Genomic DNA, 15,538 nt, shown 5'->3' on the forward strand with positions numbered 1-15,538 from the left:
AATAGCAAGGGTACGGTGAGCGAATGGCGCGTGAAGCGATGCTCGGTGGAGCGTCCGCCCCCATGGGGAGCAGGTCGCTGCTGCGCCGCATGAACTCCCTGGGGGCGCTGCGGGCCGTCATGGCGCGCCCGCAGACACTGCGCGAGCTCGCAGCGTCGTCAGGCCTGTCGCGCACCGCGATCGACGCCGTCGCATCCGATCTCGTCGCGATGGGATGGCTGACGGCCTCCGATGATGCGCAGGTGCGCACCGTGGGACGCCCCGCCATGACCTATCGCGTCCCCGCCGGCGTGGGGTGCTTCCTCTCCGTCGACATCGGAGCGAATCACGTCTTCGCCGTTTTGACCGATCTCTCCGGCACGGTGCTGGGGCAGAGCACTGCTTCCGTGCGCGAGGACGACGCGGCGGCAGACCGCATCGCAGCGACGCTCGCCGTGTGCGACGAGCTCCTCGCCGCACACGGTCGCGACCGCAGCGCACCTTGGATCGTGGCCGTCGGCTCGCCCGGTGCGATCGGTGCCGACGGCAGGGTGCTGCACTTCGGCGGCACCGGCATGCCGGGCTGGATCGGCCTCGACCTGCGGGAGCGGTTCGCCTCCGAGTTCGAAGGCGCTGTGCTCGTCGAAGGCGACGTGCCGCTCGGCGCGCACGCTGAGCTGACATTCGGTGCCGCGCAGGGACGAGAGGATGTGGTGTACGTGCTCTGCGGCCGGCGCACGAGCGGGGCCGCGATCGTCGGCGGGCGCGTCCACCGCGGCGTGCACGGCGCCGCCGGGACCGTGGGCGAGATGCCCGAGCTGAAGTGGGCGGAGCTCAACGAGCAGTACGGTCGCCAGGTGCTGGGAACGCCGCGTCCGACTCGGGAGCAGATCTTCGAGATGGCCCGATCCGGGGACCCGTCGGCCATCGAGGCGGTGACGGAGTTCGCCGACGACCTCGCCTCCGGCGCCGCCGCCATGGTCCTCGCGATCGACCCCGAGCTGCTCGTGATCGGCGGCGGCAGCGCACCTGGCGCCGACGTCTTCCTCGACCGGTTCACCGAGACGCTGGGCCGCATCTGCCCGCTGCCGCCCCCGGTGGCGGTCTCGGCCCTCGGTTCCGAAGCGGTCGCGTTGGGAGGGATCAGCCTGGCGGCCCGCCACCTCGACGCGGTGCTCGAGGAGGCGGTACGGACGGGCGACGCGTTCCCCGGCCCCGCCGAAGCACGACGGCTGACCCGGGCCGCAGTTGTGTAGGCCGGGCGTCAGCCCCGAAGCATCCTGAGCACCCCGGTCGGTGCGGTCCAGTCGCCGGATCGCAGCCGCGTGAGCACGAGGTCCTCCAGCCGCGTCTGCGGCGTGACGAGGCCGGGTGTCCGCACCTCGGCGAGCGGCCGGCGGAACACGAACTTCGCGGCGTCCTCGCTGGCCGCGGCACTCGGCACACCGGGCACGATGAGATCGAAGCGCGCGGCGAACGCCGCGATGTTGCTGCCGGGAAGACTCTCACCCAGCCCCGGGTCGAGCAGCCAGCTCTCGCAGCTGAAGTCGATGGCGCCGGTGAACTCGCGCGCCTGTGCGAGTGCTGCCTCCACGGCCGCCGGTGCCAGCGGTCCGGTCTCGGGGATGTGCAGCGCGTGGCCGTGGCGCCCGCGCTCGCGCTCCACCTGCAGCCGGCCGAGCTCCACGACGTCGGCGCGCAGGATGGCGAGGATCCACGGGAGGACGGATGCCGCGCCGTAGAGCACGTGCTTGCGTCCGACGTCCTGCAGGGTGGCCCTCGAGACGCTCTCGTCGACGCCGAGCTCACGATGCCGCGCCCGAGCGTCGCCCGCGACAGCCGTCAGCGCCGCCGCCAGTGCGCCGCCGTCGGCGGAGATGCCGAGCTCGTCCGGCAGCGGACCCGACGCCACGATGAGGCGACGCAGCCGCCGCACGAGGTCGGCGTCGGCGGGGCCTGGCGGCTCCGGGAGCCCGAGGATCGCGGCGCCGGTCATGCCACGTGCAGCAGGCGGAGCAGGCGCTGGGCCTCAGCGGCGACCGCGTCACGTCCGGGTGCGATGTACTTCCGCGGGTCCACCCGGCCGGGCGCGTCCTCCATCGCGTCGCGGACCGCGTGTGTGAAGAGGGCGTTGAGATGGGTGGAGATGTTGACCTTCGTCATGCCGGCGGCGACGGCCCGCTGCAGCTGCTCGTCGGAGAGCCCGGACGAGCCGTGCAGCACGAGCGGCATGGGGACGGCCGCCGCGATGCGCTGGATCAGACCGTCGTCGACGGCGGCTTCACGCGTCGTCATCGCGTGCGACGTGCCGACCGCGACAGCCAGCCAATCGACGCCGGTGGCCTCGACGAACCGGCGCGCGTCGCCGGGCTCGGTGCGCGCACCCGGCGCGTGCACCCCGTCCTTGCCGCCGACCTCGCCGAGTTCGGCCTCGATGAAGACGCCGCGCTCGTGGCATGCCTGCGCCACCTGCCGGGTGAGCGCGACGTTCTCGTCGTAGGGCACCGTGGACGCGTCGAACATCACGCTGTCGAGGCCGAGGTCGAGCGCCTCGCGCACGAGGTCGACGTCGTCCGCGTGGTCGAGGTGCACGAGGGACGGCACGGAAAGGGACCGGGCGATGCTGAGGGTCGCCAGCGCGACCGGCGCGAGCGCTCCGTGGTAGGCGACGCAGTTCTGGCTGATCTGGAAGATCACCGGCCGCTCCGCACGTTCGGCCGCTTCGGCGATGGCCTCGGCATGCTCGAGGAGCACGACGTTGAACGCGCCGATACCCGTGCGCGCGCGCCGGGCCTCGTCGACGATGTCGACAGTGGTGTGGGTGATCACGATGAGCTCCGTTCCGCAGGAAGGGGGAGGGGGAACGCGTCGGGCAGTCCTGCGCGCCTGGCCAGAGCGGGGATCACGGCGGGGTCGATCTCGCCGGCGACCGGGGCGAGGACGGCGGCTGCACCGCACAGGGCTGCCCATGCCATGGCGGTGGCCTCGTCGTGCCCCTCCGCGAGCGCGAGCACGAGTCCCGCGGTCGCGGCATCTCCCGCACCCGTGGGATTGCCCGCGATCCCCGCGATGGCGGGCTGCTGAAGGACGGCACCCGACGGGCCGCGCAGCAGTGCGCCCCGGGATCCCCGTGACATCATCACCGTCGCACCGCGCCGAGCAAGCCTCCGGAGGGCGGTGTCGTGATCGGCGGTGCCCGTGGCGTCGACGATCTCGGCCTCGTTGCCTTTGACGACGTCGGCTCCGGCATCCGCTGCCGACACGAGCAGCGGACCGCTCGTGTCGACCGCGACGCGCGCGCCGGCGCGCTGCGCAGCGTCCACGAGGCGGACGAGCTCGGCTGCGGACGACCCGGGCGGGAACGAGCCGGCCACGATCACCCAGTCGCCCGGGCGGGTCGCGGCGGCGACGGCGTCGGTCACGGCGCCCCATTCGGTGGGGCTGAGAGCGGCGCCCGGCTCGGCGTACAGGGTGGGGTGGGCGATGCCGTCGACGACCGCGACGGTGGTGCGCGAGGGCGCGGAGACTGCACAGGGGATGACCGGGAGTCCGGCTGCATGGAGTGCGTCGGCGATCCATCGCCCGGTGTCGCCGCCGAGCGGCTGAACGGTGGCGGCATCGCGCCCCAGCGCGCGGATCACCCGAGCGACGTTGAGCCCCTTGCCCCCCGGGCGCCGCTGCACGTCGCTGACGCGCATCGTTTCACCCAGCACCTGGCGCGGCACCGTATAGGTGACGTCGATCGCGGGGTTGGGAGTCACCGTCAGCAGTCGGGCCATCGTCGGCCTCTCATCGTGCGGGCCGACCGTCGGCATCCACGAGATGCGCGGCCGCCACGAAACCGCTGCCGGTGCTGGTGCGGATGTCGGCCGTCACGCGCCCGCCTCCATCGCGAGGATCGCCGCGCCGAGGGCGGCGGCGCGATCGCCCAGCTCGGCGGTGCGCAGGACGGGGCGGCGCAGCAGGCCGAGCCGTGCATCGAGGGCGCTCTCGAGCGGCGCCGTGAGGGTGCGCCCCGCGAGCGCGAGGCCGCCGCCGAGGACGATCGTCTCGGGAGCCACCGCAGCGGTCATGTTCGCCAGCGCGTCGCCGAGCACCTCGACGGTGTCGCGCCACACCCGTTGCGCCTCGGGGTCGCCGGCGTCCACGCGGGCGGCGACCGTCCGTGCGTCCTGGACCCCCGCGCGACGAGCTGTGCCCGCGGCCGAGGCGACCTCTTCGACTCGAAGACCGGCGTGCGCGCCGGTGCGGATCAGCGTCTGGCCGATCTCGCCCGCCCAGCCGCCCGAGACGAGGGGATGCCCGTCGACAAGGAGTGCCGCGGCGATGCCGGTGCCGATCGGAACGAAGGCGACGACGCCCGTCGTGCCGCGTGCGGCACCCCATCGAGCCTCTGCCAGGGCCCCGGCGCGCACGTCGTGACCGAAGGCCACCGCGCGACCGAGACGGTCTCGGAGCATGTGTGCGACCGCGATGTCGGACCAGCCGATGTTGGCCGACAGCACCGCGATGCCACGGGTCTCGTCGACGATGCCCGGGACGACGCAGCCGACCGGCAGCCCCGCGCCCTCGTCGAGAACGTCGACGAGCTCCGCGACGGTGTCGGCGACGGCGGCACCGGTGGGATCGGGTGCCGGCGTGGGGCGACGCAGCTCGCGGACCACCCGCCCGTCGCCGTCGACGACGACGCCCTTGACGGTCGTGCCGCCGACATCGACGCCGATCACGACGGTGCTCACGCCAGGATGACGGAGCGCGTCAGCGAGCGGGGGTGATCGGGGTCCAGGCCCTTGGACTTCGCGAGCGCGATCGCGAAGCGCTGCGCGACGATCAGGCGCGCCATCGGATCGAGGTCGTGCTCGACGTAGGTCGCCCCCGTTGCGGCGACCTCATCGGCCAGGCCTTCCGGGGCGCCGCCCAGGCTCCAGACCAGGCGACCCGGCTGTGCGATGGCGATCGGGCCATGGCGGTAGTCCATTGCGGGGTAGGACTCGGCCCAGAACTGCGCGGCCTCACGCGTCTTCAGCGCGGCCTCGTAGGTGAGCCCGACGGCCCAACCAGTAGCGACGAACGTCGCCTGATCGACCGACGTGAGCGCATCGACATCGATCGAGAGCGCCGAACGGGCATCCGCGATCACCTCGGCGAGGTCCTCGCCGAGGTGACTGCGCACGAGGGCGAGGACGCTGGTGGCGAAGCGGGTCTGCACGACGGACTGCTCGTCGGCGAACGAGAGCGCGATGACCTCGTCGGCGAACCGGGTCGCGGGGGAGTCGGCGACGGCGGTGATGAGCGTCGTCGGCACCGAGACGCGCTGCAGCAGTTCGATGACCTCGGTGGTCGTCCCCGAGCGGGAGATGGCGATGACTCGGTCGTACGCACGCTCGACGGGGTACTCGCTCGCCGCGAACGCGTCCGACTCGCCGGCGCCCAGGGACTCGCGGCGCACGGCGGCGGCCATGCCGACGAACCAGCTGGTGCCGCAGCCGACGAACGCGACGCGCTCGCCCGGCACGGGCATCGCGGCCGACACGGACGACGCGAGCCGCGCAGCCTCTGTCCAGGTCTGCGGCTGGGACGCGATCTCGTCATCGACGAACGTTCGGGACATCTCTCTACCTTCTGCAACGTGGAGATCACAACTGATCGTTTAACGAGTATTTGAGCAGAATTGATCACGACCGTCAACCCGCGGTGTGGGACGATAAGCCCGGAGGCCCACCCATGCACCAGCAGCAACGGCTCAATCTCGTGCTCGAGCTCATCAGCGAGCGCGGCAACGTCGCCATCGCGGACGTCAGCGAGCGGCTCGGCGTGTCGACGGCGACCGCCCGGCGTGATCTGAACACACTCGCCGAACAGCGGCTGGTCACGCGCACGCATGGTGGAGCCTCGGCGCTGGGATCCGGGTACGAGCTGCCGCTGCAGTACAAGATCGCGCGCCAGGCCGACGCCAAGCTCGCCATCGCCCGCGCGGTGGAGGGCATGATCGACCCGGGGGCGACCGTCGGCATGAACGGCGGCACCACGGTCACCGAGGTCGCCCGTGCCCTCGGTCGCAGCGAGCGCCTCGCGTCGGTGGGCGGCGAGCCGAGCATCACCATCGTGACGAACGCGCTCAACATCGCCTTCGAGTCGTCCGTACGCGAGAACATCAAGATCGTGGTCACAGGCGGCGTGCCCCGTCGTCAGTCGTACGAGCTCATCGGCCCGCTCGTGGCAGCCTCCCTGCAGGACTTCAGCCTCGACATCGCCATCCTCGGCGTCGACGGTCTCACCTCGGAGTTCGGCGCGACGACACTGCATGAGGGCGAGGCCGACGCCAGTCGCCACATCGCCGGCGTCGCGCGCCGTGTCGTGATCGCCGCCGACCAGACGAAGGTGGGCCGCAGCACTTTCGCGCGGATCTGCCCTCTCGAGAACATCGACGCCCTCGTGACCGACGCGCCGCTCGCACCGCGCCTGGCCGCGCAGTTCGAGAAGGCGAACGTGGAGGTCGTGGTGGCTCCCCCGGCCCGGGGCGTCCCCGCGCACTGAGCGCCTCCCACCGCGCGCAGGCATCGTCGCGCGGATGTTTCGCGTGGGTAAAAGATTCACGCACGATGTCGTGCGTGGTTTCGTGCACGCCTAGTGTTTGATCATGCTCGATTCAGGCATCCTCGTGACAAAATCGCTCAACGCGTGCATGATGGTGTCCAAGCACAGAGAAGTGGAAGGCTCATGACGCATTCATCTCAAGAGTCGGCGGGATTGCGTATCGCCGTGATCGGAGCGGGAGCGCGCAGCGTCATCGCCCACCACGTGCCCGATGCGCAGACCGGTGCGAGCATCGTCGCGGCGGTGGATCCCACACCCCACGGACGCGCACGTGCCGAACGTCTGTTCCCGGGAGTGCCGGTCTTCCCCGACGTCACCACGCTCGTGTCGGCCGGTCTGGCCGATGCAGCGATCGTCACGTCGCCCGACGACACGCATGCCGACATCGCCGTCGAGCTCCTCCGTGCCGGCATCGCGGTGTATCTCGAGAAGCCGCTCGCGACGACGCTCGCCGACGCCGACCGCGTGCTCACCGCAGCGGCGGAATCGCACGGGGTGCTGTACGTCGGCCATAACTTCCGCCACGCGGGCGTCGTGCGCCGGATGAAGGAGATCATCGACCGCGGTGAGATCGGCGCGGTGAAGACGGTCTGGGTCCGCCACTTCGTCGGCAACGGCGGCGACTACTACTTCAAGGACTGGCACGCGGACAGGTCGCGCACGAACACCCTGCTGCTGCAGAAGGCGAGCCACGACCTCGATGTCGTCCACTACCTCGCCGGTTCGTACACGCGGCGCGTCGTCGGGATGGGGGACCTCATGGTCTACGGCGACGTGACCGATCGCCGCGAGCGCACCGGCGAGACCATGCCCGAGTGGTTCTCGTTCGACAACTGGCCGCCCGCCAGTGCGACCGGCCTCAACCCCGTCGTCGATGTCGAGGACGTCTCGATGATGCTCATGACGCTCGACAGCGGCGTCCTGGCGAGCTACGAGCAGTGCCATTTCACGCCGGACTACTGGCGCAACTACACCGTCATCGGCACGGAGGGCCGGCTCGAGAACGTGGGCGACACGGCCGGCGGCGTGGTGAAGGTCTGGAACCGCAGGCGGGAGTGGTCGGTCGGCGGTGACGCCGAGTACCCGATCGAGGGCGTCGCGAGCGGCCACGAGGATGCCGACCTGGCCACCATGCGCGAGTTCCTCGATCATGTGGCGCACCGCTCGCCGACCGTGGTCTCCCCCCTCGCGGCACGGGCGGCCGTCGCGGCCGGAGCCCTCGCCGCAGACTCGATCCGCGACGGCTCGCGCCCGATCGATGTGCCCGCGCTGCCCGCGCACGTCGTCGACTACTTCGCCCCGCAGCAAACCCCGCCCCTGCACGACCCGTTCGAAAGGAACCCCCGATGACACAGCCACGATTCCGCCGCCGCGCGGCCGGTGCGCTCGCGCTCGCGAGCGCCCTCGCCCTGACCGCCACCGCGTGCAGCACGGCCGGCGACGGCGCAGCGACTCCTGAGGAGTACGCCGCCCCCGACAGCGACCTCACGGCGACCATCACGTATGGACTGTGGGACCAGAACCAGGTGCCGGCGATCGAGGAGAACATCGCCGCGTTCAACGAGCTGTATCCGAACATCACGGTCGACGTCAGCGTCACGCCGTTCAGCGAGTACTGGACGAAGCTGCAGACACAGGCGTCGAGCGACACGCTGCCCGACGTCTTCTGGATGAACGGACCGAACATCCAGCTCTATGCCCTGAACGGCAAGCTCGAACCGATCACGGGCGCGGTGGACGCCGGAGACATCGACCCCGCCGCGTACCCTGAGGCGCTCGTCGACCTCTACACCGTAGACGACGTGAGCTACGGCGTGCCCAAGGACTTCGACACGATCGGCGTCTGGATCAACAAGGACCTCTTCGAGCAGGCCGGCGTCGCCATCCCCGATGCCGACTGGACGTGGGACGACTTCCAGTCGACCGCCGCAGAGATCTCGACGACGCTCGCGGCCGACGGGGTCTACGGCGGTGCGGGCGGTATGGACGGCCAGACGACCTACTACAACACGATTCTGCAGGCCGGCGGCCAGGTGATCGACGGGCAGAGCTCGGGGTACAACACCCCCGAGGCGCAGGCGGGCGTCCAGTTCTGGACCGACGTCATCGCCTCCGGTGGCTCGCCGACCATGGCGCAGCTGACCGATACCTCCGCCGACCAGTGGTTCACGTCGGGCAAGCTCGCGATGTACTGGGGCGGCAGCTGGTTCCGCTCGGCGCTGAGCGACGTCCCCTTCGCCGACAGCGTCGACGTCCTGCCCCTGCCGCAGGGCGAGGAGCAGGCGACGGTCATCCACGGCGTCTCGAACGTCGTGGCGGCTGCGTCGAAGAACAAGCAGGCCGCGCAGGCGTTCCAGGTGTTCCTGGCGAGCGAGGATGCCCAGCGTCAGCAGGGTGAGTTCGGATCCATCATCCCCGCGTACGACGGCACCCAGGAATCCTTCACCGCCTCGATGCCGCAGGCGAACCTGCAGGTGTTCATCGACGCGCTGGCCTACGCGCAGCCCCTCCCCGTCAGCGCGAACACCGCGGCGTGGAACGCCCTGGAGTCGGAGCTCCTGCCGCAGGCGTTCTCGGGCGAGCGCCCGGTCACCGACGTGACGACGGAGCTCGCAGAGGAGATGGACGCCGCGCTCGCCGAGGAGGCGCGTTGACGCTGGTCGAACGTCGCACGGTCGCCCCTCCCGCGCCCTCCGGGGCCGGGAAGGGCGATCGGACCGGCCGGCGCAGCCGCCCGAACGACGGGTGGTGGGCAGTGGTCTTCCTCGGCCCCCTCGTCCTCGGCATCGCCGTCTTCTACCTGTGGCCGATCGTCCAGACGGCGGGGTTCTCGTTCACGAGCTTCGGCGTGTTCGGAGACGCCGCCTTCGCCGGCGTCGAGAACTACCTGCGGCTCTTCAGCGAACCCGAGTTCTACCTGTCGCTGGGCAACACGCTCCTGTATACAGCGATCGTGCTCCTCGGCGTTCCGCTGGCGGTGCTGCTCGCGAGCCTGCTCAACCTGCCGGGGCTGCGGTTCGCGGCGGCGTACCGGGTGCTGTTCTTCCTGCCGTACGTCGCGATGCCGACGGCCATCGCCTTCGTGTGGCGCATCATCTTCAACGGCGACTTCGGCCTGGTCAACCACGTGCTCGGACTCTTCGGCATCCAGGGACCGTACTGGATCAGCACTCCCGGCTTCGCCATCGTCGCGGTCGCGATCGTCGGGCTGTGGTCGTCGGTCGGGTTCTCGATGATCGTGCTGGCCGCGGGACTCAAGACCATCCCTCCCGAGCTCTATGAGGCTGCCTCCCTGGACGGCGCGAGCCGCTGGCGCCAGTTCCGGTCCATCACGGCGCCGCTTCTCACGCCGAGCATCTTCTTCGTCACCATCGTGACGGTGATCGCGTGCTTCCAGCTGTTCGATCTGCTCTACGCGATCCTCGGCACCACGTCGACCAACGCCTCGCTTCCGCGCAGCATGTCGCTCGTCTACTACTTCTACCAGGCGGGATTCGTGAACAACGAGAAGGGCTTCGCCGCGGCCGTCGCCATGGTCATCTTCGTGATCATCGGCGTCGTCACCCTGATCCAGTTCCGACTCCAGAAGCGTTGGGTCCACAGTGACTGATTCCCTGCAGATGCCCACTCCCATCGTGACGATGCAGGAGCGCGACGCCCTCGCCGTGGCGGGTGCATCCCCCGGCGACGCCGCGCGGCGTCGCCGCCCTACGGGCAGCGATCGCCGGGCCTACGTCGCCGCGCACGTGGTCCTCGGCGTCGGCGCGATCATCATGGCGTTCCCGTTCCTGTGGCAGATCATCATGTCGCTGTCGACGAACGCGCAGGTGCAGAGCGTCACGCCGGTGTTCTGGCCGGGCGAACTCCAGTGGGAGAACTACGCCGAGGTGTTCCAGCGGCTGCCGTTCCTCCAGCAGTTCGGCAACTCGGTGCTGATCACGGTCGTCCGCACCCTCGCTCAGCTCGTGCTGTGCACCATGGCCGGCTACGCCTTCGCCCGCCTGAAGTTCCCCGGCCGAGGAATCCTGCTGGCGGTCGTGCTGTCGATCCTGATGGTCCCGTCCCAGGTGTACCTGCTGTCGCAGTACCAGATCATCCAGAATCTGGGTCTGCTGAACAGCATCGGCGGACTGGTGCTGCCAGGTCTGTTCAGCGCGTTCGGCACGTTCCTCATGCGCACCGCGTTCCTCGCGATGCCCGACGAGCTCGAAGAGGCCGCCCGCCTCGACGGTGCCAACACCTTCCAGATCTTCTGGAAGATCATGCTGCCCCTCGCGACGCCCACCATGAGCGTGCTGGCGATCACCACCGTGCTGTGGTCGTGGAACGAGCTGCTGTGGCCGCTCGTGGTCACGAGCTACAGCTCGCAGATGCCGCTGTCGGCGGGACTGGCGACCCTGCTCAGCGACCGCACGACCGACTATCCGGTCGCGATGGCGGCGAGCGTCCTCGCGATGGCGCCCGTGCTCATCATGTTCATCGTGCTGCAGCGTCGCGTGATCGACGGGCTCGCGTCATCCGGACTCAAGTGAAATCCCCACCCCACGAAGAAGCGAGGAACGAGCAATGAAGCATCTGCCCCTGCGGACACGCATCGCCGCGACCCTGCTGACGGCGACCGTCGCCGCGGCAACCATGGCCGTCGCGGCGCCCGCGGCCGGCTCGACCGCGACGTCGGTGCCGCACACCTCCGCCGCCACCGGCCCCGCCGTCGTCATCTATGACGAGAACGACGCCCCGATCGCGAACCCCGCGCGCGGGTGGTACAAGCACACCGAGACGCACTCGCGTGCCGACGGATCCGGCTGGACCCCGCTGGACGCGGCGACGCTGGCGACGTACCGCGACCAGGGCTTCACCCAGATCCTGCGCGTGGTCTACCTCGAGCGCTATGTCGACGCCGACCTCGATGCGCAGCTTCTCGATGCGCTGACGGCGGACTTCCAGACCGCTCGCGATGCCGGCATCTCGGTCATCCTGCGATTCGCCTACGTCCAGGGCGGGGCCTGGCCCTACAACCCGCCCTACGGCGACGCCACGGTGGAGCGCACGCTGTCGCACATCCAGCAGCTGACGCCGCTGCTGCGCGCGAACGCGGACGTCATCGCGGTGGTGCAGAACGGATTCATCGGCCTGTGGGGCGAGGGCTACTACACCGACCACTTCGTCGCCGATCCGGCGAACCCCGGCGTGGTCACCGACGCCGACTGGGCGAACCGCACCGCGGTCACCGACGCCCTGCTGGCCGCGCTCCCCGAGTCGCGATCGGTGCAGGTGCGCACCATGCTCTCGAAGCAGCGCGCGTTCGATCGCCCGAGCGGTGAAGCCGGGGCGCTGACCGAGGCCGAGGGGTTCTCCGGATCGCCCGTGTCTCGCGTCGGCCATCACAACGACTGCTTCCTGGCCGCGCCGGATGACTGGGGCACGTTCCTTTCCGACCCGCTGAGCCTCGATCAGGACTACCTGGCCGCCGACACCCGCTTCGTGCCGATGGGTGGCGAGACGTGCAACGTCAATCCGCCCCGGTCGGAGTGGCCGACGGCGTCGGCCGAGATGGCGAGCTACCACTACAGCTATCTGAACCGCGACTACCACCAGGGTGTCCTCGACTCGTGGGGCGAGGACGGCCTCGTCGATGTCGCCAAGAACCTCGGCTATCGCTTCGTGCTGGAGGAGTCCCGTGTCACGGGCGGAACCGCGCCCACGTTGGAGATCGACGTGCGCAACGAGGGCTGGGCGGCGCCGTACAACGCGCGTCCGGCGTACGTCGTGCTGGACGGCCCGCAGGGGCGGGTGACGCTTCCGCTCGGCAGCGACGCGAGGACGTGGGCGCCCGGCGAGACGACCACGGTCTCGGTGTCGCTCGCGACGGTCCCTGCCGGGCGGTACAGCGCCTCGCTGGCCCTTCCCGCGGCCGAGCCGTCGATCGCGGACGACCCCCGGTTCGCGATCCAGACCGCGAACGTCGGCACGTGGGTCGCCGCCACCGGGCTGAACGACCTGCACCAGACCATCGAGCTCTCGACGCCCGGCGCGGTGGCCAAGCCGCGCATCATGGCTGAGGGATCCGACGTGCGCGTGTCGTTCACGGCCCCCTCGGCGGACGGTTCGTCGCCGGTGTCGGGCTACCACGTCACGCTCACCTCGGCGAGCGGGCAGACGCGCACCCACGAGATCGCGGCGAGGGCGTCGCAGACGACCTTCTCCGACGTTCCCGCAGGTCGCTGGCGAGCGACCGTCACGGCGTTCAACGGCCAGGGCGAGGGCGAAGCCTCTCCTCGATCGGCGACCGCCGTGGTCCACGCGGGATAACTCGTCCGCGGACGGGTGAGCCGCACCGGCCTTCGGGTCGGGGGATGGATGCCGGAGCCCCGAGGCGAGTACCGGGCTCCGGCATCCGTTCCTCTCGGTCGGCCGGCATCGGCACCGGCGCGGCCCCACGCGCCGAATCTGTGGACAACGATCCGCGTCCACCGATCGCGGCGCGCGCGGCCGGGACGGGGCATCCGGTCGTTAGCATGAATCGGTGACCACGCCCACGTCCGCCGGTCTCGCGCTCTCGTCCGAGCAGGAGGCGCTCTTCCGGCTCATCGAAGACACGCGAGAGCACGTCTTCGTGACGGGTCGTGCGGGCACCGGCAAGTCGACGCTGCTGCAGCACCTGGCGTGGAACACCTCGAAGCAGATCGCCGTCTGCGCGCCGACCGGCGTCGCGGCGCTCAACGTCGAGGGGCAGACGATCCACTCGCTGTTCAAGCTGCCTCTGGGCGTCATCGGGGCGCACGACGAGGCGCAGTCCGACGCGACGCGCAAGCTGCTCAACGCGATCGACACGCTCGTGATCGACGAGATCTCGATGGTCAACGCCGACCTCATGGACGCCATCGACCGCGCGCTGCGCCAGGCGCGCGGCCGGCGCGGCGAGCCGTTCGGCGGCACCCAGGTGGTGATGTTCGGCGATCCGTACCAGCTGGCACCGGTGCCGCCGCGCGGCGACGAGCTGCGGTACGTCCGCGACCACTACCGCTCGTTCTGGTTCTTCGACGCGAAGGTCTGGGTCGGTGAGGCCGCGACCGATGGCATCCTCGACGTCGGCTCGTACGGCGCGGAGCTCAACATCCGCGAGCTCGTCGACATCCACCGGCAGGCGGACCCGGCGTTCAAGGCCATGCTCAACGCGGTGCGATACGGGCGCGTGACCGCCGACATCGCGCAGGTCCTCAACGACACCGGCGCGCGCACACCGCCCGATCCGGCCGACGGCGAGCACCCGATCATCACGCTCGCGACGCGCAACGACATCGTGAACAGCATCAACCGCCGGCACCTCGACGAGCTCGTGGGCCGCGAGCAGACCGCGGTCGCCGAGATCAACGGCGACTTCGGGCGAGGGGATGCCGCGTACCCGGCCGACGTCGAGCTGAAGCTGAAGGTCGGCGCACAGGTGATGTTCCTGCGCAACGACACCGCGTCGTTCGGAGAGCCGCCGCGGTGGGTCAACGGCACGATCGGGACCGTCACGCGCATCGCGGGCGACACGGTGCGGGTCGACGTGGAGGGACAGGAGTTCGACGTCGAGCCGTCGGTGTGGGAGAAGTACCGGTACTCGTACAACCCCGGCTCGAAGTCGCTCTCGCGCGACATCGTCGCCGAGTTCACGCAGTTCCCGCTCAAGCTCGCGTGGGCCGTCACGATCCACAAGTCGCAGGGCAAGACCTACGACCGTGCGATCATCGACCTCGGCTCGGGCGCGTTCGCGCCGGGGCAGACGTATGTGGCGCTGTCGCGGCTGACCTCGCTCGAAGGGCTCTATCTGTCTCGGCCGCTGCGGCCTCGCGACATCCAGGTCGACCCCGATGTGCAGCGGTTCATGGCCTCCGCCGTACGCCGGCCCGCGGCATCCTGAGGCGCGTCAGGCGACTTGAGCGGCCTGCTTCGCCGAGGCGAGGTCGTCGAACAGCTCGGTGTTGAAGCGGTAGGCCAGCAGCACCTCGTCGATCACACGCTCCTGCTCCGCGGCATCCCACGGGGCGGCGTCCAGCTGCTCGCGGTAGACGTCCTTGAACGCCTTCGGGTCGGCGATGTCCTCGAAGAGGTAGAAGCCGATGCCGTTCGTGTCGAACCCGAAGCGCCGCGCCATGAGTCGCCCGATGAACTGGCCGCCCGACAGATCGCCGAGATACCGCGTGTAGTGGTGGGCGACGAAGCCGCCGGCCCACGTCGCGCCGACCTCGTTGATGCGGTCGACGTACCGCTGGGTGGTAGGCAGGGGCTCGATCCGCTCGCGCCAGTCGGGCCCGACGAGGAACTCGAGGTCGGCCTCGAGTGCGGGCAGGCGCGTGAGCTTGTCGCTGATGAACACCGCGGCGACAGGGTCGTTGCGCATCCGGTTCGCGGTGCGCTCCAGCGCCTCGTAGATGAACCAGTGCTGGGCGACTAGCGCGATGTAGTCCTCGCGGGTGCCCTCGCCCCTCATGAGGTCGGCCATGAAGCCGGCGGTCTCGCTCGACGAGTGCGCCCTGCTGGAGCGTTCGCGGAGCGCGGCGGAGAACGGGATCGGGTCGCTCATGCGCCCAGTGTACGAGGTTTAGGGTGACCTAACCTAGGCCCCGGTTCACGCGTGCGGGCGGGGCTCGGTGCCGAGTCGCCGGCACGCTTCGTCGTACAGGGCGACGACCTCGCGCCGCACCTCCGGGCGTTCCGAGATCGGTCCGCCCGGCCAGGGCACGTCGACGATCGCCGTCGAGCCGTCGTCGAGCGTGACCGCCCATCGTCCGCCGTCTCCGTCGAACCCCTCCATGCGCGACGCGACGATCCGGTCCGCGGCGATCCCCGAGTCCGCGGCGAATGCGCGGGCGATCAGGACGTTGTCGTCGGCGTGGTCGCCGTTCATGTGGCCCAGTACGCCCGCGAGCACCGTGTCGTCGAAGAGATGCGTCATGGTTACACCCTAAGGACGCCC

General features: G+C 70.2%; 15 protein-coding genes. 8 read left to right on the forward strand and 7 right to left on the reverse strand.

Going from position 1 to position 15,538, the window contains the following annotated elements; genetic code table 11:
* Positions 1–23: 23 nt before the first annotated feature.
* On the forward strand, positions 24–1,235 hold the full coding sequence (locus tag AC3ANN_RS18585) for an ROK family protein (protein WP_488338852.1): 1,212 nt from the start codon (positions 24–26) through the stop codon (positions 1,233–1,235).
* An 8-nt stretch (positions 1,236–1,243) separates the two neighbouring features.
* Here AC3ANN_RS18585 and AC3ANN_RS18590 read toward each other — a convergent pair whose 3' ends face one another.
* The 5 genes from AC3ANN_RS18590 to AC3ANN_RS18610 all read right to left on the reverse strand — a co-directional run bounded on the left by AC3ANN_RS18590 (position 1,244) and on the right by AC3ANN_RS18610 (position 5,590).
* Positions 1,244–1,975, reverse strand: coding sequence for an acyltransferase domain-containing protein (locus AC3ANN_RS18590; RefSeq protein ID WP_488338853.1), 732 nt, complete (start codon positions 1,973–1,975; stop codon positions 1,244–1,246).
* Positions 1,972–2,811: a class II fructose-bisphosphate aldolase gene (locus tag AC3ANN_RS18595; RefSeq protein ID WP_488340876.1), complete on the reverse strand. Its 840-nt coding sequence runs from the start codon at positions 2,809–2,811 to the stop codon at positions 1,972–1,974. Before AC3ANN_RS18595 ends, AC3ANN_RS18590 begins: the two co-directional genes overlap by 4 nt.
* Entirely contained in the window at positions 2,805–3,758 is a 954-nt protein-coding gene (locus tag AC3ANN_RS18600; protein WP_488338854.1) for a 1-phosphofructokinase family hexose kinase, read from the reverse strand. Before AC3ANN_RS18600 ends, AC3ANN_RS18595 begins: the two co-directional genes overlap by 7 nt.
* Before the next feature lie 93 nt (positions 3,759–3,851).
* The gene (locus AC3ANN_RS18605; RefSeq protein WP_488338855.1) at positions 3,852–4,718 is read right to left on the reverse strand and encodes an ROK family protein; all 867 of its coding nucleotides are present in this window, start codon (positions 4,716–4,718) and stop codon (positions 3,852–3,854) included.
* Positions 4,715–5,590, reverse strand: a complete 876-nt coding sequence (locus AC3ANN_RS18610) for an SIS domain-containing protein (RefSeq protein WP_488338856.1) — start codon at positions 5,588–5,590, stop codon at positions 4,715–4,717. Before AC3ANN_RS18610 ends, AC3ANN_RS18605 begins: the two co-directional genes overlap by 4 nt.
* A gap of 113 nt (positions 5,591–5,703) precedes the next feature.
* On the opposite strand from AC3ANN_RS18610, the gene AC3ANN_RS18615 reads away from it, so the two are divergent.
* The 7 genes from AC3ANN_RS18615 to AC3ANN_RS18645 all read left to right on the forward strand — a co-directional run bounded on the left by AC3ANN_RS18615 (position 5,704) and on the right by AC3ANN_RS18645 (position 14,482).
* Positions 5,704–6,516, forward strand: coding sequence for a DeoR/GlpR family DNA-binding transcription regulator (locus AC3ANN_RS18615; protein WP_488338857.1), 813 nt, complete (start codon positions 5,704–5,706; stop codon positions 6,514–6,516).
* A 183-nt stretch (positions 6,517–6,699) separates the two neighbouring features.
* Positions 6,700–7,926: a Gfo/Idh/MocA family protein gene (locus AC3ANN_RS18620; RefSeq protein ID WP_488338858.1), complete on the forward strand. Its 1,227-nt coding sequence runs from the start codon at positions 6,700–6,702 to the stop codon at positions 7,924–7,926.
* Positions 7,923–9,230, forward strand: a complete 1,308-nt coding sequence (locus AC3ANN_RS18625; protein WP_488338859.1) for an ABC transporter substrate-binding protein — start codon at positions 7,923–7,925, stop codon at positions 9,228–9,230. Before AC3ANN_RS18620 ends, AC3ANN_RS18625 begins: the two co-directional genes overlap by 4 nt.
* On the forward strand, positions 9,227–10,186 hold the full coding sequence (locus AC3ANN_RS18630) for a carbohydrate ABC transporter permease (RefSeq protein ID WP_488338860.1): 960 nt from the start codon (positions 9,227–9,229) through the stop codon (positions 10,184–10,186). Before AC3ANN_RS18625 ends, AC3ANN_RS18630 begins: the two co-directional genes overlap by 4 nt.
* Positions 10,179–11,108, forward strand: a complete 930-nt coding sequence (locus AC3ANN_RS18635) for a carbohydrate ABC transporter permease (RefSeq protein ID WP_488338861.1) — start codon at positions 10,179–10,181, stop codon at positions 11,106–11,108. Before AC3ANN_RS18630 ends, AC3ANN_RS18635 begins: the two co-directional genes overlap by 8 nt.
* 34 nt (positions 11,109–11,142) lie before the next feature.
* Positions 11,143–12,888, forward strand: a complete 1,746-nt coding sequence (locus tag AC3ANN_RS18640; protein ID WP_488338862.1) for a DUF4832 domain-containing protein — start codon at positions 11,143–11,145, stop codon at positions 12,886–12,888.
* 214 nt (positions 12,889–13,102) lie between these two features.
* Entirely contained in the window at positions 13,103–14,482 is a 1,380-nt protein-coding gene (locus AC3ANN_RS18645; RefSeq protein ID WP_488338863.1) for an ATP-dependent DNA helicase, read from the forward strand.
* 6 nt (positions 14,483–14,488) lie between these two features.
* On the opposite strand, the gene AC3ANN_RS18650 is transcribed toward AC3ANN_RS18645, so the two are convergent.
* Together AC3ANN_RS18650 and AC3ANN_RS18655 are read right to left on the reverse strand one after the other, a co-directional pair.
* Positions 14,489–15,145 carry a biliverdin-producing heme oxygenase gene (locus AC3ANN_RS18650; RefSeq protein WP_488338864.1) on the reverse strand — a complete coding sequence of 219 codons (657 nt, stop codon included), beginning with the start codon at positions 15,143–15,145 and terminating at the stop codon, positions 14,489–14,491.
* A gap of 45 nt (positions 15,146–15,190) precedes the next feature.
* Positions 15,191–15,517 carry a DUF2470 domain-containing protein gene (locus AC3ANN_RS18655; RefSeq protein ID WP_488338865.1) on the reverse strand — a complete coding sequence of 109 codons (327 nt, stop codon included), beginning with the start codon at positions 15,515–15,517 and terminating at the stop codon, positions 15,191–15,193.
* Between the last annotated feature and the right edge of the window lie 21 nt (positions 15,518–15,538).

It is taken from the genome of Microbacterium sp. STRO-2N (assembly GCF_057747775.1).